Source organism: Ensifer sp. ENS07, from assembly GCF_014852185.1.
Taxonomy (GTDB): Bacteria; Pseudomonadota; Alphaproteobacteria; order Rhizobiales; family Rhizobiaceae; genus Ensifer; species Ensifer adhaerens.
This window is the reverse complement of sequence record NZ_JACVBE010000004.1, coordinates 315,122-337,806: the sequence shown is the minus strand read 5'-3', so window position 1 is coordinate 337,806 and position 22,685 is coordinate 315,122. Positions and strand designations below refer to the sequence as shown.

The 22,685-nt window shown below is 63.1% G+C and carries 20 protein-coding genes; 10 read left to right on the top strand and 10 right to left on the bottom strand.

Features of this window, described 5'->3' with window-relative positions; genetic code table 11:
* Positions 1-154 precede the first annotated feature (154 nt).
* A complete protein-coding gene (mutS, locus tag IB277_RS16600) occupies positions 155-2,908 on the bottom strand; it encodes a DNA mismatch repair protein MutS (protein ID WP_090295108.1) in 2,754 nt (917 codons plus the stop codon).
* Positions 2,909-3,011: 103 nt separating this feature from the next.
* Here mutS and IB277_RS16595 point away from each other — a divergent pair, with 103 nt between their 5' ends.
* Positions 3,012-5,297, top strand: a complete 2,286-nt coding sequence (locus tag IB277_RS16595; RefSeq protein ID WP_060519765.1) for an NADP-dependent malic enzyme — start codon at positions 3,012-3,014, stop codon at positions 5,295-5,297.
* A 349-nt stretch (positions 5,298-5,646) separates the two neighbouring features.
* On the opposite strand, the gene IB277_RS16590 is transcribed toward IB277_RS16595, so the two are convergent.
* From IB277_RS16590 to IB277_RS16570, 5 genes are all read right to left on the bottom strand, one after another.
* Complete coding sequence (locus IB277_RS16590) at positions 5,647-6,537, bottom strand: GNAT family N-acetyltransferase (RefSeq protein WP_034797430.1); 891 nt, start codon at positions 6,535-6,537, stop codon at positions 5,647-5,649.
* Between the two features lie 121 nt (positions 6,538-6,658).
* Positions 6,659-8,935, bottom strand: a complete 2,277-nt coding sequence (locus tag IB277_RS16585) for a hybrid sensor histidine kinase/response regulator (protein ID WP_090300943.1) — start codon at positions 8,933-8,935, stop codon at positions 6,659-6,661.
* Positions 8,936-8,990: 55 nt separating this feature from the next.
* Positions 8,991-9,482: a signal peptidase II gene (gene lspA, locus IB277_RS16580; protein WP_090300945.1), complete on the bottom strand. Its 492-nt coding sequence runs from the start codon at positions 9,480-9,482 to the stop codon at positions 8,991-8,993.
* A complete protein-coding gene (locus tag IB277_RS16575; RefSeq protein WP_043615629.1) occupies positions 9,479-10,339 on the bottom strand; it encodes an RNA methyltransferase in 861 nt (286 codons plus the stop codon). Before IB277_RS16575 ends, lspA begins: the two co-directional genes overlap by 4 nt.
* A complete protein-coding gene (locus tag IB277_RS16570) occupies positions 10,336-11,490 on the bottom strand; it encodes a class I SAM-dependent rRNA methyltransferase (protein WP_034797624.1) in 1,155 nt (384 codons plus the stop codon). Before IB277_RS16570 ends, IB277_RS16575 begins: the two co-directional genes overlap by 4 nt.
* A 310-nt stretch (positions 11,491-11,800) precedes the next feature.
* Here IB277_RS16570 and IB277_RS16565 point away from each other — a divergent pair, with 310 nt between their 5' ends.
* Positions 11,801-12,259, top strand: a complete 459-nt coding sequence (locus IB277_RS16565) for a carbon monoxide dehydrogenase subunit G (RefSeq protein ID WP_060580658.1) — start codon at positions 11,801-11,803, stop codon at positions 12,257-12,259.
* Between the two features lie 61 nt (positions 12,260-12,320).
* On the opposite strand, the gene IB277_RS16560 is transcribed toward IB277_RS16565, so the two are convergent.
* The 3 genes from IB277_RS16560 to sppA form a co-directional block, all read right to left on the bottom strand.
* The gene (locus IB277_RS16560; protein WP_034797442.1) at positions 12,321-12,665 is read right to left on the bottom strand and encodes a lipopolysaccharide assembly protein LapA domain-containing protein; all 345 of its coding nucleotides are present in this window, start codon (positions 12,663-12,665) and stop codon (positions 12,321-12,323) included.
* Between the two features lie 107 nt (positions 12,666-12,772).
* Entirely contained in the window at positions 12,773-13,150 is a 378-nt protein-coding gene (locus IB277_RS16555) for an integration host factor subunit beta (protein ID WP_226020731.1), read from the bottom strand.
* 54 nt (positions 13,151-13,204) lie between these two features.
* Positions 13,205-14,164: a signal peptide peptidase SppA gene (gene sppA / locus IB277_RS16550; protein ID WP_090300947.1), complete on the bottom strand. Its 960-nt coding sequence runs from the start codon at positions 14,162-14,164 to the stop codon at positions 13,205-13,207.
* Positions 14,165-14,427: 263 nt separating this feature from the next.
* Here sppA and lptC point away from each other — a divergent pair, with 263 nt between their 5' ends.
* The 6 genes from lptC to ptsN all read left to right on the top strand — a co-directional run bounded on the left by lptC (position 14,428) and on the right by ptsN (position 19,618).
* Entirely contained in the window at positions 14,428-15,096 is a 669-nt protein-coding gene (gene lptC / locus IB277_RS16545; protein WP_034797447.1) for an LPS export ABC transporter periplasmic protein LptC, read from the top strand.
* Positions 15,097-15,111: 15 nt separating this feature from the next.
* The gene (locus tag IB277_RS16540; RefSeq protein ID WP_034797449.1) at positions 15,112-15,672 is read left to right on the top strand and encodes an LptA/OstA family protein; all 561 of its coding nucleotides are present in this window, start codon (positions 15,112-15,114) and stop codon (positions 15,670-15,672) included.
* A gap of 12 nt (positions 15,673-15,684) precedes the next feature.
* Positions 15,685-16,503 carry an LPS export ABC transporter ATP-binding protein gene (lptB, locus tag IB277_RS16535; RefSeq protein ID WP_034797451.1) on the top strand — a complete coding sequence of 273 codons (819 nt, stop codon included), beginning with the start codon at positions 15,685-15,687 and terminating at the stop codon, positions 16,501-16,503.
* Between the two features lie 146 nt (positions 16,504-16,649).
* Positions 16,650-18,185 (top strand): RNA polymerase factor sigma-54, encoded by a 1,536-nt coding sequence (rpoN, locus tag IB277_RS16530; protein WP_090300950.1) that lies wholly within the window; start codon positions 16,650-16,652, stop codon positions 18,183-18,185.
* Positions 18,186-18,408: 223 nt separating this feature from the next.
* Entirely contained in the window at positions 18,409-18,981 is a 573-nt protein-coding gene (gene hpf, locus IB277_RS16525) for a ribosome hibernation-promoting factor, HPF/YfiA family (RefSeq protein ID WP_034797455.1), read from the top strand.
* Between the two features lie 172 nt (positions 18,982-19,153).
* Positions 19,154-19,618 carry a PTS IIA-like nitrogen regulatory protein PtsN gene (gene ptsN, locus IB277_RS16520; RefSeq protein WP_034797457.1) on the top strand — a complete coding sequence of 155 codons (465 nt, stop codon included), beginning with the start codon at positions 19,154-19,156 and terminating at the stop codon, positions 19,616-19,618.
* A gap of 55 nt (positions 19,619-19,673) precedes the next feature.
* Here ptsN and IB277_RS16515 read toward each other — a convergent pair whose 3' ends face one another.
* Positions 19,674-20,486, bottom strand: a complete 813-nt coding sequence (locus IB277_RS16515; RefSeq protein ID WP_060644091.1) for a helix-turn-helix transcriptional regulator — start codon at positions 20,484-20,486, stop codon at positions 19,674-19,676.
* 150 nt (positions 20,487-20,636) lie between these two features.
* On the opposite strand from IB277_RS16515, the gene IB277_RS16510 reads away from it, so the two are divergent.
* Together IB277_RS16510 and IB277_RS16505 are read left to right on the top strand one after the other, a co-directional pair.
* Positions 20,637-21,404, top strand: coding sequence for an SDR family NAD(P)-dependent oxidoreductase (locus IB277_RS16510; protein ID WP_090300952.1), 768 nt, complete (start codon positions 20,637-20,639; stop codon positions 21,402-21,404).
* An 11-nt stretch (positions 21,405-21,415) separates the two neighbouring features.
* Positions 21,416-22,651 (top strand): D-arabinono-1,4-lactone oxidase, encoded by a 1,236-nt coding sequence (locus tag IB277_RS16505; RefSeq protein WP_090300954.1) that lies wholly within the window; start codon positions 21,416-21,418, stop codon positions 22,649-22,651.
* The last annotated feature ends 34 nt before the right edge of the window (positions 22,652-22,685 follow it).

The following is a 22,685-nucleotide window of genomic DNA, read 5'->3' as shown; positions in this document are numbered from 1 at the left end:
GCCGAATAAAGACCACACAACAATTCGAGCGCCGCGCCCGCAAAAGCGTGCGGCGCTGTATAGCCTTTTTACAGACGGCTTGCACAGGAAAAAGGCGCAGCGCCGCTTAGGCAACGGTTGGCGGGATGCGGGCGGAAAACCGCACGCATTTTCTTCATCCCGCCTTGGCGGCGCTCAGTTCCTTCTTCAGCGCATAGAGCGCATCGAGCGCCTCGCGCGGCGTCATGTCGTCGGGGTTCAGCGCCTTCAGCGCCTCGTCGATCTTGGAGTTTCCGGCGGGCTTCACCTCTTCACGACGGATCGCCACCTGGAACAGCGGCAGATCGTCGATCAGTTGGCTCGCCGGGTTCTTGCGATCGGCGTCCTCGAGCTTGGCGAGCACGTCCTTGGCGCGAGCCACGACCGAGGCCGGCAGGCCAGCGAGACGCGCGACCTGAATGCCATAGGAGCGGTCGGCGGCGCCCGGACCGACCTCATGCAGGAAGATCACATCGCCGTGCCATTCCTTGACGCGCATCGTCGCGTTCGAGAGACGGCCGAGTTTTTCCGAGAGCACGGTCAGTTCATGGAAGTGGGTGGCAAAGAGGCCGCGGCAGCGGTTCGCCTCATGCAGGTGCTCGACTGCCGCCCAGGCGATTGACAGGCCGTCGAAGGTGGCGGTGCCACGACCGATCTCGTCGAGGATCACCAGCGAGCGGTCGGTCGCCTGGTTGAGGATCGCCGCGGTCTCGACCATCTCGACCATGAAGGTCGAGCGACCGCGCGCCAGATCGTCGGAGGCGCCGACGCGGGAGAAGAGCCGGTCGACGATGCCGATATGGGCGCTCGCGGCAGGCACGAAGTTGCCCATCTGCGCCATGATCGCGATCAGCGCGTTCTGGCGCAGGAAGGTCGATTTACCGCCCATGTTGGGACCGGTGAGCAGCCAGATCGCACCGCCCTCTTCGCCCTCGGGCGGAGAGAGATCGCAGCCATTGGCGACGAAGGCATTTGATGCCTGGCGCTTCAGCGCCTGCTCGACCACCGGATGGCGGCCGCCGTCGATGGCAAACATGCGCGAGCGGTCAACGGTGGGGCGGGCATAGGCCTGTTCTTCGGCAAGCACCGCGAGACCGACGGAGACGTCGACGGTCGCAAGAGCCAGTGCCGCCGCCTTCAACGTCTCGGCAGCAGCGACGACTTCTGCCGTCATCCGGTCGAAGGCTTCAAGTTCGATCGACAGCGCCCGGTCGGCGGCGTTGGCGATCTTGCTTTCAAGCTCGGCCAGTTCCGTCGTGGTGAAGCGCATCGCGTTCGCCATCGTTTGGCGATGGATGAAACGGGCGCGACCGGCGTCGGTGTCGGTCATCGAGCCGGCATTGCCCGCCGTCACCTCGATGAAGTAGCCGAGCACGTTGTTGTGCTTGATCTTCAGCGACTTGATGCCGGTCTCTTCGGAATATTGCAGCTGCAGCCCGGCGATCACCCGGCGCGACTGGTCGCGCAGGCCCCGGACCTCATCGAGCTCGGCATTGGCGCCTTCGCAGACGAAACCGCCGTCGCGCTTCAGAAGCGGCAGCTCGTCGCCAAGCGTCGCATCGAGCAGGCCGAGCAGGCCTGCGGGAAGCGCATCGATTGCGGCGCGCGCCTCCTTCAGTTCGTCCGAGAGCGTTCCTGCGGCCATCAGCCGTGAAATGGACGCGGACGCATGCAAGCCGGCCTGAATTGCGCCGAGATCGCGGGGGCCACCACGGCCGAGCGCCAGCCGCGACAGGGCGCGCGGCATATCCGGCGCGCGACGTAGCGCATCGCGCAGGTCGCCGGCAAAGGACGGCTGGTCCGCCAGGATCTCGATGGAATCGAGACGCTCATTGATACGGTCCGGGTCGGTCAGCGGCGACATCAGCCGCTCGGCAAGAAGGCGGGCGCCGCCGCTTGTCACCGTGCGGTCGAGCGCCTTCAGCAGCGTGCCCTCGCGCGCGCCGGACAGCGTCTTCACCAGTTCGAGATTGCCGCGGGTCGCCGGATCGATGAACAAGGTCGAGGCGGCACTTTCGCGCTCCGGCGTGCCGAGTGCCGGGCGTTCGGCAAGCTGGGTCTTCTCGACATAGGAGATCGCCGCGGAAGCGGCTGCGAGTTCCGCACGGGAAAACGTGCCGAAGCCATCAAGCGTCTTGACGCCGAAGTAGCGGCTGATGCGCCCTTCCGCCGTGGCGCTGTCGAACAAGACCGCCGGCTGCGGCACGGCAACGCGGCCGAGCACGTCGAAGACGGGCCTTAGTTCCGGGTCGTGAAACACGGTGTCTGCAAGGATCAGTTCGCGCGGCTCGATACGCAGGATGTCCGCAAGCAGCCGGCTCTCGGCTGTCTCGGCGAGGCGGAAGATGCCGGTCGAAATGTCGATCCAGGCGAGCGCGTAGGCAGGCTCGGACCCGCTCTTGATGCGCGCCAGCGCCATCAGATAGTTGGTCTCGGACGGCGAAAGCAGTTTCTCTTCGGTGATCGTGCCCGGAGTGACCAAGCGCACGACGTCGCGGCGCACCACCGACTTGCTGCCGCGCTTCTTCGCTTCCGCCGGGTCTTCCACCTGCTCGCAGACGGCGACGCGAAAGCCGAGACCGATCAGTTTCTGCAGGTAATCGTCGGCCGCATGTACCGGCACGCCACACATCGGAATTTCCTGACCCATGTGCTGGCCGCGCTTGGTGAGCGTGATGCCGAGCGCGCGCGAGGCTTCGACCGCGTCCTGGAAGAACAGCTCGTAGAAGTCGCCCATGCGGTAGAACAGCAGCGAATCCGGGTTGTTCGCCTTGATCTCGATGAACTGTTCCATCATCGGCGTCGCCGTGGAACGGCTTTCCTCGCTCGCCAATTCGGCTGCGGATAAAACCTCCCCCGCGCGGGTCGAATAGTCTGTCACGAAATTCATGATTGTCCCGAAAAAAGAGATGGCACACTATCGCCAAGGAATTATAGACGACAACCATAAAGAGGCGCGCCGCAAGGCTCGCCCACAGGAGGATTGAGGAAACATGCCGGCCACCGACAAGACCGATCGCACCATGACGAGCGTCACCGCGCAGGAAGCGCTCGATTTTCACTCGCAGGGTCGTCCCGGAAAGCTGGAGATTTCTCCCACCAAGGCGATGGCCACCCAGCGCGACCTGTCGCTTGCCTATTCTCCGGGCGTTGCAGTCCCCGTGAAGGCGATCGCCGAGGACCCCAACACCGCCTATGACTACACGACGCGCGGCAACATGGTGGCCGTGATCTCGAACGGCACGGCCATTCTCGGCCTCGGCAACCTCGGCGCGCTTGCGTCAAAGCCTGTCATGGAAGGCAAGGCCGTGCTGTTCAAGCGCTTTGCCGACGTCGATTCCATCGACCTTGAAGTCGATACCGAAAACGTCGACGAGTTCATCAACTGCGTGCGTTTCCTCGGGCCCTCTTTCGGCGGCATCAATCTTGAAGACATCAAGGCGCCGGACTGTTTCATCATCGAGCAGAAGCTGCGCGAGGTCATGGACATCCCGGTGTTCCACGACGACCAGCACGGCACGGCGATCATCGCCGCAGCAGGCCTCATCAACGCGCTGGCCTTGACCGGCCGCGACTTCAAGACGACGAAGCTCGTCTGCAACGGTGCGGGTGCGGCGGCAATCGCCTGCATCGAGCTCATCAAGTCAATGGGTTTTGCCTCTGACAACATCATCCTCTGCGACACCAAGGGCGTGATCTTCGAAGGCCGCACCGAGGGCATGAACCAGTGGAAGTCGGCGCATGCGGTCAAGACCGACCGCCGCACGCTCGCCGAAGCGCTCGACGGCGCCGACGTGGTCTTCGGCCTCTCGGCCAAGGGTGCCCTTTCGGAAGATATGGTGCGCTCGATGGCGCCGCGGCCGATCATCTTCGCCATGGCCAACCCGGATCCGGAAATCACGCCGGAAGAAGTCGCCCGCATCCGCGACGACGCGATCGTCGCCACCGGCCGTTCTGACTATCCGAACCAGGTCAACAACGTGCTCGGCTTCCCCTATATCTTCCGTGGCGCGCTAGACGTGCGCGCGACGACCATCAACGACGAGATGAAAATCGCAGCGGCTGAAGCGCTGGCGAGCCTTGCCAAGGAAGACGTTCCCGACGATGTCGCCGCAGCCTACCAGGGCAACCGTCCGCGTTTCGGTCCGCAATACATCATCCCGGTCCCCTTCGACCCGCGGCTGATTTCGGCGATCCCGATGGCGGTCGCGAAGGCGGCGATGGAAAGCGGCGTCGCCCGCAAACCGATCACCGACCTCGAAGCCTATGGCCGCCAACTCTCCGCCCGCCGCGACCCGATCGCCTCGACGCTGCAGCGCATCTACGAGCGCGTCCGGCGCCAGCCGAAGCGCATCGTCTTTGCAGAGGGCGAAGAGGTGCAGGTCATGCGTTCTGCAATCGCGTATGCCAACCAGCAGCTTGGCACCGCCATCCTGCTCGGCCGCGAGGAGCGCATGCGCGAGACGGCAGAGCGCGAGGGCATCGACCTCGACCGCCCCGGCATCCAGATCGTCAATGCGCGGCTTTCCAAGCGCGTCGGCGCCTATACGGACTATCTCTATGCCCGCCTGCAGCGGAAGGGCTTCCTGTTCCGCGACGCCCAGCGCCTGATCAACAACGACCGCAACCACTTCGCCGCCTGCATGGTGGCGCTCGGTGATGCCGACGGCATGGTGACGGGCCTGACCCGCAACTATTCGACGGCACTCGAAGACGTGCGTCGCTGCATCGACCCGAAGCCCGGCCACCGCGTCATCGGCGTCTCGATCGCGCTCTGCCGCGGCCGCACGGTGCTCGTCGCCGACACGGCGGTTCACGACATGCCCTCTTCGGAGGAGCTTGCCGATATCGCCGAGGAAGCAGCCGGCCTCGCCAAGCGGCTTGGCTACGTGCCGCGCGTGGCAATGCTTGCCTATTCCACCTTCGGCCATCCCCAGGGCGAACGCTCTGAGCGGGTGCGCGAAGCGGTCAATATCCTCGACAAGCGCCGCGTCGATTTCGAATATGACGGCGAGATGGCCGCCGACGTGGCGCTCAATGCTCGCGTCATGGAGCAATACCCGTTCTGCCGCCTCTCGGGCACGGCGAACGTGCTCGTGATGCCGGCGTTCCACTCGGCATCGATTTCGACCAAGATGCTGCAGGAACTCGGCGGCTCGACGGTGATCGGCCCGCTGCTCGTCGGCTTCGACAAGTCGATCCAGATCGTCTCGATGTCGGCCAAGGATTCCGACATCGTCAACATGGCGGCGATCGCGGCCTACAACGCCGGCATGTAGGACCGGCATTGCCGGTCCGGCGGCTGCTTCATTTTGGTGCAGCCGCCTTCATTCGGGTCAACGCGCGACCCCGATTGGTAGCAATTCGATACAACTATAAAGAAGAAAAGCCCGCTCTCCGAAAAGGAGGCGGGCTTAATAACTGGCAATGCATTTATGTTTAAGGTAATGAAAGACGGAGTCTTGGGAACCCTATACCTGTCGACCCCCGGAAGATCGGCAGTTTCTCCATTTATTTTCTCTATTCGTTCGTCATAAAATTAGAGAAGAACATGACAATACATGTCTCTCTTTCGACCTTGAAAGTCAAATCCATCATTAATAATTGGTTAACCTCACCGGGACCCGGTCAGGAGGCGGCGCCACCGAAACGTCCGGCATCTGCGCCGTAGTAGTTGAGGTAGCGGCCCGAGATATTGCTGATCGGCAAAACGATCAGAACGTCGGTGGTGCGGAACGCATGATCGACCACGGCGCCATCGCCGACCATCGCGCCGAGGCGCATATAGCCCTTGATCAACGGCGGCAGAGCGGCGAGCGCCTTCTTGGCATTGATCGCCTCGGCCGGCATCAAATCCATCGTCCGGTGCAGCTCGGGCCGTGCGCTGACGGCCCAGTCGTCGCGGGCGCGGATGTTGTGGTGCAGGAAGGACAGCGCCAGCGCATGCTCGGCCGGAACGACACCCGGGAACGAACCGCAGCCGAACATCGCGTCCATGCCGTATTTGAGCGCATAGGCCCAATTGCCCTGCCACAGGAGTTCGACCGTGCGCTTGGTCCGGTAGTCCGGCAGGACGCAGGAGCGGCCGAGCTCCATGAAGCGCTTGGTCGGATGACGGGCGAGAAGCGCGTCGATCGCGAATTCGGAAGACGAGTAAAAGCCGCCGGAGCGCTCAGCCACATCCTGGCGCAGCAACCGGTATGTCCCGACGATCTGATCTTCGGCGTCGCCTTCGATCGAGGTGTCGAGAACCAGCAGGTGGTCGCAGATCGCGTCCCAGCTGTCGACGTCGCGCTTGCGCCGATCGGCCTCGGGGCCGACCTGCGCCTTCATCTCCTCGACGAAAACCTTGTAGCGCACGGCCTGGGCAGCATCGATTTCCGATGCCGTGCGGGCAAGGCGCGTCTCAAGATTGGCGATCCGGCCAAGCACGTCGGTCGTCGGGACGGCAGCTTTCGTGCCGATGCAAGCCTGAGAAGTGTCAACCACGTTCGCTGAATCCAGTAGCTCGATGGCCATCCGCGTTATCCCGAATCAAATCTGTCTGCGGGGGCTTAGACCACGTTTCTGCAACAACATAGTGACATGAAAGTTGCGTACAACCCCCGCCGCCCGATCAATACCGTAACCATCGCAAGAGTTACCGTTTGCGCAGCAGACGCGCGATCTCCGAAGTCAGCACCTGCGGGTCGGCCGGCTTCGCCAACACCACATCGGCGCCGGCGGCAAGCAGGTGGTCGCGCATATCCTCGCGGATATCGGAAGTCAGCACGATGACCGGCAACCTTGGCAAGGAGCGTATTGCCTCGTCATTACGGATGTGCCGCATCATGGAAAGCCCGTCGCCACCCGGCATATTGAGGTCGGTGACCAGAAGTGCCGGCAAGGCGTTTCCGGCAGGGGCTCGCAGCGTCTCGGCGACCCCCGCGAAGTCGCTGACGAGCTGCACCGCGTGTCCCGAACGCTGCAACAGCGTGCGGATGATCAACGCATTGATCGGATCGTCCTCGGCCAGCAGGATGCCGTGTCCCGGCCGGCGGACGGGTTCAACGACGGGCTCCTCGCGCAGGACCGGCCTGTTGTCGTTGATCGCGTCGCGTTTTTCGATGCCCTTCAGGCGTCCGAGCAGCACTTCAATCAGCGACTTTTCGCGCAAGGGCCGGATCAGCCAGGCCTCGTAGCCATCCATCTGGTTGACGGGGTGGCTGTTGCGCTCCTCCGGATTGATCAGATAGGTGCGGCGAACCTCCAGCCGGCCGATGGCCGGCTGGAGTGCGAGGAGCTGCTCGTACTGCTGCGCATGCCGGTGGTCGACGATCACGTCGGTGAGTGGCGCGCCACCTGCCTGCACATCGGCAAGAACATGCTGGGCTGCGGCAAGCGTCGTTGCGCGATGACAGCGCCCGCCAAGCGTCGCGATGGTTGCCGCCAGCGCCGCCGAGGCCGGTCCATCGGGAGCCATGACCAGCACATGCGACCCGGCGAGGGTGGAGCGGCGCTCCGACGCAATCGCCTCGACTTCGGCAAGCGGCAGGCGGATTTCAAAGCGGCTGCCGCGGCCGGGCGCGCTTGCGGCCGTGAGACTGCCGCCGCAGGCCTGCATGATGCGCCTGGAGATCGCGAGGCCGAGCCCTGTGCCCTTGGCGCGTTGCTCGTCGTTGCCGGCCTGCTCGAATTCCTCGAAGATGCGCTTCAGGTCGTCGGGCGACATGCCCGGCCCCGTATCGTCGATACGGATCCGCACGCAGTCCTCGATCGTGTCGGCGCTGACGAAGACGCCACCGACTTCCGTGAATTTGACCGCGTTGCCGATGACGTTGAAGAGCACCTGGCGCAGGCGCGCCGCGTCGAAAGCCATCAGCGCGGGCACGTCGACGGAAACGGTGGCGCCGATCTCGATGCCCTTCTCGTGGGCGCGATTGGAGAGCATTTCCACGACGCTCTCGATCACGCCGCGCGGATCCTGGCGGCTGGGGCGAAACTGGAAGCGGCCGGCTGAAAGCGACGAGAAGTCGATCAGGTCTTCGACGAGCTGGACCAGAGCGTGGCCGGATTGCTGCATGCCGGCGAGATAGTTCTGCTGCTCGCTCGACAGGCGGGTCTGGCCGAGCAGATGGCTCATGCCGAGAATGCCCGAAAGCGGCGTGCGGATCTCGTGGCTGACGGTGGCGAGCAGCCGCGACTTTGCCTGGCTCGCCTCCTCGGCCCGCCGGCGCGCCGCCTCACGCTCGCGCGCGGCGCGCGCTTCCTCGGTGACATCACGCGCAATGCTGTGACGCATGAGCTTGCCGCTCGCCGGATCGCGGGCGATCACGTCATGCCAATCGAAAAGGCGGACGCCTTCGGCCGCGGCGATGCGCACGAGGTAATGATTGGGCGCAGCCTTCGGCTCGAACCTCAGCCCAAGGGCGCCGCAGGCCATGCCCCGGACATCCGATCGGCCGCAGACCTGATGGAAGACAGCATTGGCGTGGACGATCTTTCCGTCCATGCCACGCATGATCGCAAGGTCACCCAGCGCATCGTGAATGGTCGAAAGCAACGCCGAGGTTTCGGAGCGGTGCCAATCCTGGTCCCGCTCCACCTCATCGGAAACCGGCACGCTATCAAACGCGCGGATGGCTTCGACGGCGAGCAGAAGCGCACCGACCACGCCGGCCGCGGCAATCGCCGCGGCGAACAGGTGGAAGCCGGCAGTCATGCCGACGACGAGGACAAGGCCGGAAGCGACCAGGCCGAGCAGCGCCAGGGATACGTAACTAAGCGCAGAGCGCGCGCCGGAAGCCGGCTGCGCCGACACCTGACGGGACGCCGGCCCATCGAGCGGAAGCGCCGAAACCGACGCAGCCTTACCCGCCCGGGCGTCTCTCCCGAAGCCGGTTTCGATCCGCTCTAGCAGTCGTGACGGTTCGCTCATGCGTTCCGGCTAACACGACAGGCGTTCTGAATGGCTTCAAGGCTTCGATAAAATCTTAGCGATCCGCTTTTTTCGCGTGCAGTAGTTCGTCAAGAATGATCGCGCCGGCGCCGATGGTGATGAAGGTATCGGCCAGATTGAAGACGGCGAAAGACCACGTCTCCGTATAGAACAGGATGTAGTCGATGACGTAGCCGAAGAGCAGCCGGTCGACGAGGTTTCCGAGCGCGCCGGCGATGATCAGCGCATAGCCGAAATGGGCGAAGAACCGATCCTTCGGCGTGCGCTTCCACAGCCAGAGCACAAAGGCGCAGACGGTGAGCCGCATGCCGACGATGAACCAGCCCTCCATGCCTGACAGCATCGAGAAGGCGACGCCGTAGTTGTAGGTGCGGTAGAGCGCCAGCATCGGCACGACATGGACCGCCTGATTGAAGGGCAGGTAAAGCTCGATCAGATACTTGATCACTTGGTCGGCGATGAGCGCGAAGACGATGAAGACCGCGATCGGCAGCGGCCGCGAAAACAGCACCTGCTTCTCGCTCATGCGCGGGCATCCAGGGTCAGAAGGTGGCGACGCGCCTCGAACAGCATGATGCCGGTGGCAATCGCCAGATTGAGCGAGTCGGCGCGGCCGGCCTGCGGGATGCGGGCAAGCGCACCGGCTTCTCGAGCGAGTTCCTCCGGCAGACCCGACTGCTCGTTGCCCATCAGAAGCACGACTGGCTTGGTCTTGTAGTCAATGGTGCGATAGTCGACAGCGCCGGCGAGATGGGTCGCGACGACCTTCACGCCGGCGGATTTCTGCCAGCGGATGAAGTCCTCGACGCTGGCGCGCGCCACCGGCATGGCAAAGACCGAGCCCATGGTCGCACGCACGGTTTCGAGCGAAAACGGATCGGTGGTCTCGCCGACGAGAATGACGCCGGAAGCGCCGGCGGCATCGGCGGTGCGGATGACGGTGCCGAGGTTGCCGGGATCGCGGACGCGGTCGAGCGCCACATAGGTTTCGCCCAATTGCGGCTTCAGGTCCTTCAGCGACTGGTAACGCTGCTCGAAGATGCCGACGACCATCTGCGGATTGTCGCGCCGGGTGATCGTCGACAGCACTTTCTCGCTGACTTCCAATACCAGGCCGCCCTTGGCGAAGGTCTTTGCCGCCACCTGCTCCACGTGCGGCTTGCCCTTGGCCGCCTTGGCATAGATCAGCGTCTTGATCTTCCAGCCAAGGTCGAGCGCGTCGATCACCAGCTTCAGGCCCTCGGCCATGAAGGAGCGCGTCTCGTCGCGGTGCTTCTTCTGCGTCAGCGCGCGGATGTCCTTGATGATCGGGTTGGTGAGGCTCGTGACCTCCTTCACCTGACCGACACGACCGGTGCCGTGTTCGCTTCTGTCGTTCGTCATTGCGGTACCCAGCGGCTGAAGAGTGAGGTCGAAAGCGCCCTGCCCGGCTCGCGACCGTCAAGCCCGCCCTCGCGGATGATGAGCTCGCCCGACTCCACCCGGCCGCCGTGGCCGCGCATCGTCTCGCGCATCAGTTCATGGATCGAGTAGAAGCTCGCCCGGATCGAATAGGCCGTCAACACCAGGCCGCGCGCCTCCGGCGACAGGATCTCGCGGCAGATGTCGAGCATCGCCGCCAGATGGTCGAAAAGCTGCCAGACCTCGCCGTTCGGCCCGCGGCCGAACTTCGGCGGGTCGGTCAGGATGATGTCGTAGCGGCTGCCGCGGCGCTCTTCGCGCTGGATGAACTTCATCGCATCGTCGCAGATCCAGCGGATCGGCAGGTTTTCGGCCCGCGCCAGCTGCTGGTTTTCGCGCGCCCAGCCGATTGCCTTCTTGGAGGCGTCGACATGGGTCACCTCGGCGCCGGCCCTGGCGGCGATCAGCGAGGCGACGCCGGTGTAGCCGAAGAGGTTCAGCACCTTCAGCGGCCGCCCCGCCCTTTCCACCTGATCCTTCACCCAGCTCCAGTGCGCGAGCTGTTCCGGGAACACACCGACATGGCGGAACGAGGTGAAGCGACCGTGGAAATCGGTGCCGAGAAGCTGCATCGGCCAGGTCTCGCCGAGCACGGCGCCAGGAAAGCGCCAGCGCCCCATGCCGTCTTCGTCGGTGTCGCCGGTGAAGATCGCGTCGGCTTTTTCCCAGACGCTATCGGGCAGGCTGCGCGGCCAGAGCGCCTGCGCCTCGGGGCGCACGATGCGGTAGGGACCGTATTGCTCAAGTTTTTCGCCGGCGCCGCTGTCGATCAGGTGATAGCCGGATGCGTCCGACGTTTCGAGAATGAGCGGTATGCGCTCGGCCGGCTTTTCCCCCGTTCGCCGCGCGATCACCCGCGCCGGCGTTTCCTGTGCAGGCGTATGCTTTGCTGGCTTCTCGCGCGTCTCCGCCGTCTGCGCTGCCGCCGGTCGCGCCGGCCGTTCCTTGAAGCCGCCGCCCTTCGGCGGTGCCGAACGTTTCTGATCGTGGCGGCCGCCGCCACGCGCTTCGGCACCACGGCCCTTGGCCGTCGTCACGGAGGCATTCTTCGACCGCCGGTCCTTTTCCTTCACGCTGAAATCCCTGGGCTTTGTTAGTGCATGGGCCGCCTGCCTGCGCAGTATCCGGGACGGGCCGGCGGACGCCATGAGGTTTGTCGCCGCAGCCTGAAGCCGCGGCATCTCTTGAAGCTGCAAATAGCATCGCTGATGCTCTTGGCAAAGCCGTTTCCGTTTTGCGAAGATAACGCGCAAGAACCCGCTGCGAATTTTCTTGGGCTGGAACCGGCTTCGCGACAAAATTCCGCGGCAGGTCTAGTGTGTCGAAGCGACATTTGCGCGTCGATATCGGGCGCGCGGCGTCGCATGGGGGGGAGGAAAACGCATGGACATGACCGGCGAAGAGCGGATTGCGGCTGGGCGCGACGCGGTGTGGCGCGGCCTCAACGACCCGGAAATTCTCAAGCGATGCATTCCCGGGTGCCAGTCGCTGGAGATGACGTCGCCAACCGAGCTTGCGGCCGTGGTGAAGATCAAGATCGGCCCGGTCTCGGCCTCCTTCACCGGCAATGTCGTGCTCTCCAATCTCAATCCGCCGCAGAGCTATACGATCTCGGGCGAAGGAAAGGGCGGCATCGCCGGCTTTGCCAAGGGCGGCGCCGACGTCGCCTTAACAGCGGACGGGGACGAAACGGTGCTGCGTTACGACGTCAAGGCGGAGATCGGTGGCAAGCTCGCGCAGCTCGGCTCGCGCCTGATCGACTCAACCGCCAAGAAGCTGGCGCAGCAATTCTTCGCCGATTTTAGCGCCGCCGTCGGCGGTACGGCGGAAGCTGCGAGTTAAAGAGGCGACGCGGACCGAACGGGCGCCCCGTCTCGGTCTTCGCAGGCTTGTGAACTTCTGATCAGTTCTGCGGCGCTGCGAGCGTCGCCTGGGTTGCGAGCTTTTCCGCCTGGCTGCGGTGTTTCTCCGCCTCGCGGTGCCACTTCACTGCTTCGTTGGCCTCGTTGCGCGCGCGCCGCCGGTACTTGCCCTGGCTGAACCAGGTCGCGGCGGCACCGAGGATGACGCCGACGATGACCGCAAGGAACAGGAAGACGAAGAACGGCGCGCTCACGGAAAGCACGCTGTCTTCCGGCCGGAAGGGGTTCAGCGCCAGCGTTACGCTCTGGCGGTTGGCCACGCTCAGCACAATCAGGATGATAGCGACCGGCACGAGAACAACGATGTTGATCAGTTTCTTGAACATTCAATCGCTCCATCTCGCCGACGCCCGTGCTCTTTGCCAGACGCTTGCCGGCAACGGGCCTCGTATAAAAGGGGTCGTTAGGGGTCTCTGGCGACCGCCAAGGATGATCAATCCTCGTCTTCCCCGTTCATGCCCGGGTTGAGCCGCTCGCGCAGTTCCTTGCCGGTCTTGAAAAACGGTACCCATTTTTCCTCGACAAAAACGGAATCGCCGGTGCGCGGGTTGCGCCCCGACCGCGACGGCCGGTTCTTGACCGAGAAGGCGCCGAAGCCACGCAGTTCGACCCGGTTGCCTGCAGCGAGCGCGTCGGTGATCTCATCGAGGACCGCGTTGACGATATTTTCGACGTCGCGGTGGTAGAGATGCGGATTGCGAGCCGCAACAATCTGCACCAGTTCTGACTTGATCACTGTCGCCCCCTCAAATTCTTGTTTGTTTTGCTTTTTCGGTCTGCATTGTGATTTCCGCAAGGCGGTGCGCGGCATTTGCAAAATCACCGACATCGCTCGACGGCTCAGGCTGGGTATATGTCGCCTTGCTCATTGGCCATCAACCTGCCAAACCGAAACAAGACCGTCAAGAAACAACTTGTCGCCTGCAATTTTTTCGAGCCCGCTCATTGCCGGAAAAGCGTCATATCCCAACATCTTGATCCAGTTGCCGACCAGCGCGCCGAGGCCAAAAGGCAGGGTCTTGCGGGGGGCTTCCCAATCGACGATCGGCAGGTCCTTCGACACCTTTTTCTCCGTGAGGAAGGCGCGAATTTCGTCCTCGCCGCCGAGCTTGTCGACGAGCTTGGCGTTCAGCGCCTGGCGACCGGTGAAAATGCGTCCGTCGGCGAGCAGCAACGCATCGGGACGCGGCAACTTGCGGCGGTCGGCAACCAGGTCGACGAACCAGGCGTAGCTGTCGTCAATCATCGACTGGATCATGGCCTTCGCCTCGTCGCTCGCCGGATGGAAGGGCGAAGGTTCCGCCTTCAGCGGCCGCGACTTGATCGATTCCAGGGAGACGCCGAGCTTGTCCATCAACTCCTTGACCTGCGGATACTGGAAGATGACGCCGATGGAGCCGGTGATCGAGCTCTCACCGGCAACGATCGTATCGCCGCCGAGTGCGATCATGTAGCCTGCCGAGGCGGCAAGTGTGCGCACGTCGGAAACGACCGGCTTCTTGGCCGCCACCTTGCGGATCGCCTTGTAGATGACCTCGCCGCCATAGGTGGTGCCGCCCGGCGACGAAATGGTCACCACCAGCGCCTTGACGCTATCGTTGTCGGCAATCTTCTGCAGGCGCTCGAGCAGTTCGCGGTCATCCTGGATCAGGCCGGTGATCGCAACGCGCGCCACATGCTGCCTGTTGTGGCCGACATCGTCGGCAGCCCCGGACCAGGCAAAGATCGCGAGCGCGACGAGGAGAAGCAGCCCCGCGACCACAAAGCGCCAGAAGCTCAACTTCCGGCGCAGGCTGCGGCGATCGGCGATGGCGAGTTCGTCCATGTGGGTTTCTCCCGATTTGTTGGCGCTGCTTCTGTCAGTTTCCGCGGGAACGTGCTATCTGCGCGCGAAGAGGCATATTCCATAGACGCGCTTGACCACGGTTGAAAGCCGCGGCTGGCGTTTTTGCGCTTCACCCGAGTTTTTTTGCGGCGCCATTGTGCGTCAGCAAAAAATATCCATATTTGCGACGACTTACACCAATGTATGTAAATGACCCCCACGTTGGGTCAGCGACAAAAGCAGTAGAACCGACAGGCCCTTCCATGTTGAACCACGCGCCAGCCCCGGGCATCTTTGCCGATACGGGTGCGAGCTCCGCCGACGCCTATGCGCTCGCCGCACGGCATTCCGCGCGCGTGCGCCGCCTGAAGATCATCCTGCCGATCATCGCCGGCGTCATTGCCGTCATTTTTGCCGCCGTGTCCTTCGTGCGCGCGTTCATGCCCGTCGACCTGCAGATCGAGACCGCGACGATCGAGGACGGCAAGATCGTCATGAAGAATCCGGCGATCTCCGGTCGCAACAAGCAGGGCATCAGCTACTCGATGAAGGCCCAGCGGGCGCTTCAGGATATCGCCAACCCCGACATCATCACGCTGCAGACGATCCACGCAGAAATGCCGATGAAGGATTCGATGATAGCGACCGTCGACGCCACCAACGGCATCTATGATCGCGGCGCCAATACACTCGACATGAACGCCCCGTTCACCATTTCCGTCAATAATGGCATCAACGCCGACTTCCAGTCGGCCTATCTGGACATCAATGCCGGCGAGATGGAAACGAAGCAGCCCGTTGCGATCAGCATGAAGGGTGGTTCGATCATTGCGCAGACGCTGCGAATGACGGATAAGGGACGTATTGTAATTTTCGAGGGTATGGTGAGGGTGAACGTCGAGCCCGCAGCCATCCGCAAAAACGCGAAATAGGACCCGGTGCACTCCATGTCGGTCACAACCGCATCATTTTTCAAGATTTCCGCCAGCCTGGCCATTGCCGGAGCCGGCGCTTTGATTATTGCCTCCGGCGCTTTTGCGCAGGCCACGTCGAGCAAGATGAAAGGCCTTGAGCTGTCCAACGACAAGCCGATCCAGATCGAGAGCGACAAGCTCGAAATCAAGGACCCGGAAAGCAAGGCGATTTTTACCGGCAACGTCAAGGTCGTGCAGGGCACGACGACGCTGCAGGCCGGCAATATGGTCGTCTTCTACAAGTCCGGCGGCGGCTCGGTTTCGAGCGGCGACGCCGACATCGACCGTATCGAGGTCAGCGAAAAGGTGTTCCTGAGCTCCGGCACGCAGCAGGCGACGGCCGATACCGGCTCGTTCGACATGACCAAGCAGGTCTTCGTTCTCAAGGGCGACAAGGTCGTTCTCTCCGAAGGCAAGAACGTCTTCGTCGGCTGCCAGCTTAACGTCCAGATGGAAACCGGTGAGGCCCAGCTCGAAGCCTGCGGCGGCCGCGTGCAGATCCAGCTCGACCCGAAGTCCCGCAAGACGAACTGACGTAGACCGCTCGTGCAACTTCCCTTCCTCCACAAGCGCAAACGGGTCCGCAAGCCGTCGGCGACCACTGCGGTCGCTTCCGGCCATGCGGTCGACAAGGCGCGCTATGACGGCACCCTGATTGCCCGCGGACTGACCAAGGCCTATCGCGAGCGTCGGGTCGTCAACGGCGTGTCGCTGGTGGTGCGGCGCGGCGAGGCCGTGGGCCTGCTCGGGCCGAACGGCGCCGGCAAGACCACCTGCTTCTACATGATCACCGGCCTCGTCCCCGTCGACGAGGGTTCGATAGAGATCAACGGCAATGACGTGACGACCATGCCGATGTACCGGCGTGCACGCCTCGGCGTCGGCTACCTGCCACAGGAAGCGTCGATCTTCCGCGGGCTGACGGTCGAGGAGAACATCCGCGCCGTGCTCGAGGTTCACGACAAGAACCTGGAGCGGCGCGAAAGCAAGCTCAACGACCTGCTCGGCGAGTTCAACATCACGCATCTGCGCAAGTCGCCGGCGATCGCGCTTTCTGGCGGCGAACGCCGCCGTCTCGAAATCGCCCGTGCGCTTGCGACCGACCCCACCTTCATGCTGCTCGACGAGCCCTTTGCCGGCGTCGACCCGATCTCGGTCGCCGACATCCAGGCGCTTGTCCGGCACCTGACCTCGCGCGGCATCGGTGTGCTGATCACCGACCACAATGTCCGCGAGACGCTCGGCCTCATCGATCGCGCCTACATTATCCATGCCGGCGAGGTGCTGACGCATGGTCGCGCCAACGACATTGTCACCAATCCTGACGTGCGCCGGCTCTATCTCGGCGACAATTTCAGCCTCTGAGACCGCCTCGCGGGCGATTCCGCCCGCGAACGCGCTTGACCAAACCTTTCCGATAAGCAATTTTTGGGCCAATTAAGAAAAGGGCCCGACCGGCGACCGGAGAAGCACCGCGGCCCCTGGAGATTTCTCGGGAGTTTCGCGTCAGCATGGCCCTGTCCGCCAGCCTTCATCTGCGCCAGTCCCAGTCCCTGGTGATGACGCCACAGCTCATGCAGTCGATCCAGCTGCTGCAGATGACGCATCTTGAGCTCAACCAGTTCATCGCCCAGGAAGTCGAAAAGAACCCGCTGCTCGAATTTCAGGCAAATGACGATCAGGTCGCCCCGGAGCAGGGCGAGATGGCCGGCGGAGACGAGAGTGGCGGAAGCGACGACGGCGGCCAGGCGGATCTCTATGACAGCGCCACGTCGCAAAGCGGCGAGCGGCTCGACGACCAGCTCGATGCCGATTTCGCCAATGTCTTCCAGGACGACACCACGCCGCAACGCGCCGATGCGCCGGAACTGCTTGGCCAGTGGAAATCGATGCCCGGCAGCGGCGAGGGCGAAGATTACGACCTCGACGATTTCGTCGCCGGCCGCAAGAGCCTGCGCGAAACGCTCCTGGAGCAATTGCCCTTCGCGCTGCCGGTTCCTTCCGATCGACTGATCGCGCAGCATCTCATCGACCAACTCGACGACGCCGGCTACCTGCAGGCGGACCTCGGCGAGGTTGGCGAACGGCTGGGTGCCGCCCATGCCGATGTCCTCAGGGTGCTGCTGACGCTGCAGCAGTTCGATCCGCCCGGTGTATTTGCCCGCTCGCTCGGCGAGTGTCTCGCCATCCAGCTGCGCGCCCGCGACCGGCTCGATCCGGCAATGGAGGCGCTGCTTGCCAATCTCGAACTCCTGGCGCGGCGTGATTTCGCGACGCTGAAGAAGATCTGCGGCGTCGACGAGGAAGACCTGATCGACATGCTGGCGGAAATCCGCAAGCTCGACCCGAAGCCCGGCACCAGCTTCGAGACCAGCGTCAGCGAGGCGATCGTGCCCGATATCGTCGTGCGGGCAGCGCCCGACGGCTCATGGATGGTCGAACTCAATCCGGATGCGCTGCCGCGCGTTCTAGTCAATCAGGACTACTTCGCTTCGGTGTCACGCGGCACGCAGAAAAACAGCGCCGACCAGGCCTTCCTCAACGAATGCCTGCAAAATGCCAACTGGCTGACGCGCAGCCTCGACCAGCGCGCCCGCACGATCATGAAGGTCGCCACCGAGATCGTGCGCCAGCAGGACGCATTCCTCGTCAATGGCATCGGGCACCTCAGGCCGCTGAACCTCAAGACCGTCGCCGACGCCATCAAGATGCATGAATCGACCGTCAGCCGCGTAACCTCGAACAAGTACATGCTGACGCCGCGCGGGCTGTTTGAGCTCAAGTATTTCTTCACCGTCTCGATCGGCTCGGCCGAGGGTGGCGACAGCCATTCGGCGGAATCCGTGCGCCACAAGATCCGCACGCTGATCCACGAGGAGAGCACCGAGGCGGTGCTTTCTGACGACGACATCGTCGACGTCCTCAAGAAGGCCGGCATCGATATCGCGCGGCGCACGGTCGCCAAATACCGGGAAGCGATGAATATCCCCTCCTCCGTGCAGCGCCGGCGGGAGAAGCGCGCGCTCGCCAAGGCCGCCGGTTTCTGAGCACCGGAAGTTAAGGCGCATTAACTTTTTTGCGACCTTCGATTGACTCTCTCCGACACAGACGATATGAGCCCGCCGCAATTGCCGGGGACTGCTCACCCCGGAAGCCTCCGGTGCGACCGGTGGCTGCGACAGAGGCGCGCTCGCAAGTCTGAAAGGCTTGGATGACGGGACCGCTTGGAATAGACTGGCTGCGCAAATCACGAACGAGAGAGGAAACTCCATGAGTGTGCGTGTATCCGGTAAACAGATGGAAATCGGCGATTCGTTCCGCGCCCGCATTGGCGAGCAGATCGAGCAGGCCGTTACCAAATATTTCGACGGAGGATATTCAAGCCAGGTCACTGTGGAAAAATCCGGGCCGCGCTTCAGCGCCGACTGCAAGCTTCATCTCGATACGGGCGTGGTAATGCAGGCGAACGGCCAGGCGAACGATCCACAGGCTGCGTTTGACGCGGCGTCGGATCGCATCGAAAAGCGTCTGCGTCGCTACAAGCGCAAGCTGAAGGATCACCACAACGGCAACGGACAGAACGCTGCCGAGGTGGCTTACACAGTGATGGATTCGGTGCCGTTCGAGGACGACGAAGTTCCCGAGGATTATGCGCCGACCATCGTGGCTGAGAGCTCGAAACAATTAAGGACGATGTCTGTCGCAAGCGCCGTGATGGCGCTCGACATGACGGACGAACCCGTCCTGATGTTCCGCACTCCCGGCAAGGCCGAACTGAATATCGTCTACAGGCGCAACGATGGAAATATTGGCTGGATCGATGCTGCCAATATCAAAGCATGAGCGAAAAAAGAGGGATGCCGGCGTGCCGGCGTCCCTCTCCCGCAACTCAGCGGCCAGGCCGGAAATGTGACTTTTCTGTGCATGGGATCCGCCATGACAAAGATGGTTAGAGCCATTGCGACGCATTTGTGATGATGTTGTCCGGCTCTAACCGGCGAACGAGGACAAAAGAATGGCATTGGCAGGTCTACTGCATCAAAATGCGATCATCCCGGCCATGAGGGCCAACTCGAAAAAACAGCTCCTTCAGGAATTGGCGGCAAAAGCTTCTAAGATCACCGGGGTTCCCGAGCGTGAAATCTTCGACGTGATCCTGCAGCGCGAGCGCCTTGGTTCCACCGGCGTCGGCAACGGCATCGCCATTCCGCACGGCAAGCTCAACAATCTCCCCTCGATCATCGGCATTTTCGCGCGTCTCGACACGCCCGTCGATTTCGAGGCGCTCGACGACCAGCCGGTCGATCTCGTATTCCTGCTGCTCGCTCCGGAAGGCGCCGGCGCGGACCACCTCAAAGCCCTGTCGCGTATCGCCCGCGTGCTTCGCGACCAGGACATGGTCGCCAAGATCCGCTCGAGCGATTCCGCCAGCGCGATCTACACGCTGCTCGACGACGACGCGACCTCGCACGCGGCCTGAGCTTGAACAACGGGGCGCATCCGGCAGGATGCGCACAGTCCGCCCGAAGCCTGCTTCAGTAGAGCTGACGCCCGTTCAAATGATCAATGAAAATCCGGAACAGGGCACCCTGGCTCGAAATGCCGAGCCGGCGATAGATGTTCTTGCGGTGGATGCGAACCGTGCCCTCGGCAATGTTCATCACCTTGCCGATCGACAGGTTGCTGTGGCCCCTAAGGATGAGGCGCACGATGTTGCGCTGCTGCTTGGTCAGCCGATCTGAACACAGGCTTTCGAACGCCGCCTCCATCGCATCGTCGCCCTCCTCGGAGGGCGACGGCGCAATCGTCTGGCCCTGCTGGCGCCAGTTCGACCTGATGGCCTCGCGCACGATCGGCTCGTAGACGCGCAGCCTGGCCAGCTCCGTCTCGCTGAAAGGCTCGCCGCCGCGGCCGCGCATCAACGAGTAGGTCGCCTGCAGGCCACCATCGAGCGGGATGACGAAGCCCACCTCCTCGACGAGAACGCCGGATTCCATCGACACGCAGGGATGCACTTCCGCCGACGACGAGAAGTCGGACAGGAAGAACTGGTCCGGCGCAAGCTCGCGCATTCGCCAGAGCCCTGCCGGCTGGCCGGCACAACAGGCGACGTAAAAGGGATCGAGCAGGTAGGCGCCGCCGAGATAGGCGGAAAGCGCACTTGCCGACACCTTGGCCGTATAGCCGTCATGCAGGACGATCGGCCTTGCATCGTAAGGATAGGCAAACGCGACCGAGAGATCGAAGCCGGTGACCGATCGGAGCATCCGATCGAGCGCTCGGCCGAAATCTTCCGTGCCGATCAGGCCGATCATCGCCGAGATATCGACGGACTCGCTTGCGAGCATTCCCTTGTCATCCCCCAACCCTACGTATCCCCCATGGGATATCGACAGCCCCTCACTCGTCAACAATAATTCCAGGAGAGTGAGAAACCGGATCCGTCGCGGGTCGTCATCGGCGACCGCTGCGAAGGATGCGCCAAGGGGAGGATTAAGATGGCAGGCAGGCTTTCAGGCAAAGTGGCGCTGATCAGCGGTGGCGCGGGAGGCTGCGGTCTTGCCGCATCCGAGCTGTTCGCGCGCGAAGGCGCCAAGGTCGGCATCGTCGATCTGCCGCGCAGCAAAGGCGAAGAGGTGGCCGCCTCGATCCGCGCCAACGGCGGCGAGGCGATTTTTGCCCCGGCCGACGTCTCGGTGTCGGCCGAGGTGACGTCCGCCGTCAAGGCGGTTGAAGCGGCCTTCGGCGCCATCATCGTGCTCTTCAACCACGCCGGCATCCTCGCCGTCGGTCCCTTCCTCGAAACGGAGGAGGACGAGTGGGACCGGCTGATGGCGGTCAATGTGCGCAGCATGTTCCTGATGACCAAGGCGGTACTGCCAGGCATGCTTGCGGCCGGCGGCGGCAGCATTGTCTGCACCTCGTCGATTTCGGCCGTGGCCGCAACGCCGATGGAGGTGCTCTATGACACCACCAAGGGCGCCTGCCACATGTTCGCCCGCGCCATCGCCGTGGAATTCCGCGACCGCGGAATCCGCTGCAACGCAGTCTGCCCGGGCTTCATCGCCACCGACCACGGCAAGCGCGAGCTCGTCGGGCTCAGCAAATACGGCGTTGACGTTTCGGAAGCGGCGATCGCCGCGCAGCAAGGCCGCATGTGCGATCCGAAGGAAGTGGCGAACGCGGCATTGTTTCTGGCGAGTGACGAGGCGAGCTTCATCAACGGCACGCATCTGTTCGTCGACAATTGCTTCACCGCGGTTTGAGGGAGGGGAAAATGCTTCAGGCAGGTGGCCACTGGCGCAACTGGGTCGGTAACCAATCATGCATCGTGCGCCATCGCGGCGCGCCGGAGAGTGAGGCGGCACTTGCCGAAATGGTGCGCGAGGCAACCGCGCAAGGGCTGAACGTTCGCTGCGCCGGTTCCGGACATTCCTTCACGCCAGTGGCGCTTACCAGCGGGCTACAGCTGACACTCTCGAGCATGCAGGGCGTCGTCAACATCGACAGCACCCGCAAGCGCGTGGCGGTCAAGGCCGGCACCACTATCAACCAGCTCGGCAAGGTGCTGAAGGAGAACGGCCTGTCGCTGATCAACCAGGGCGATATCGACAGCCAGGCGCTAGCCGGCGCGCTGACGACCGGCACACATGGCACCGGCGCCAGGCTCGGCAACATGGCCTCGCAGATCGTCGGCATGCGGCTGGTGCAGCCCGACGGCAGCATCCTCGTGGTCGACGAGACCACGCCGGATCTGCTTGAGGCGGCACGCGTCTCGGTCGGCATGCTCGGCGTGATCTCGGAGATCACATTACAGGCGATGGAAAGCTACAATCTCCATGAAAAGCTCTGGCGCTGCACCTTCGACGAAATGATCGAACAGCACGACGAGCTTGCCGCCAAGCACCGCCATTTCGGTTTCTTCTGGTGCCCGGTTCCGGAGAGCCGCCACTGCTACTGCCTGCCGGACACGGCCTCGGTGTCGACCACGGACAAGACCTCCGACGTCTGCGAGATGAAGGTGATCGACATCACCGAGGAAGCGCCGATGGAGCGCGGGTTCGAGAAGATCGCCTATTCCTCGGAGATCTACCCGATCGAATACGTGCCGAACTTCCACGAGCTCGAATATGCAGTGCCCGTCGCCCACGGCAAGGAAGCGGTAAAGGCGGTGCGTAAGCTGATGCTGGAAAAGCACCCGACCTGCATCTACCCGATCGAGTATCGCTTCACCGCCGGCGATACCGGCTGGATCAGCCCCTTCTTCGAGCAGGATTCGATCACGCTTTCGGTCTCGGGCGAACCGGGCACCGACTATTGGGAATATCTGAAGGACGTGGACACGATCCTCAGGCAGTACGGTTCGCGGCCGCACTGGGGCAAGCTGCATTTCCTCGGCGCCGAGGATGTGACGGCACTCTACCCCCGAGCGGGCGATTTCCGGGCACTGAGGGCCAAGGTCGATCCCGAGGGACGTTTCCTCAACGATCACCTGCAGCAACTGTTCGGATAGCGCCGGCGAACGAACGCACACCGCTACGCTTAGC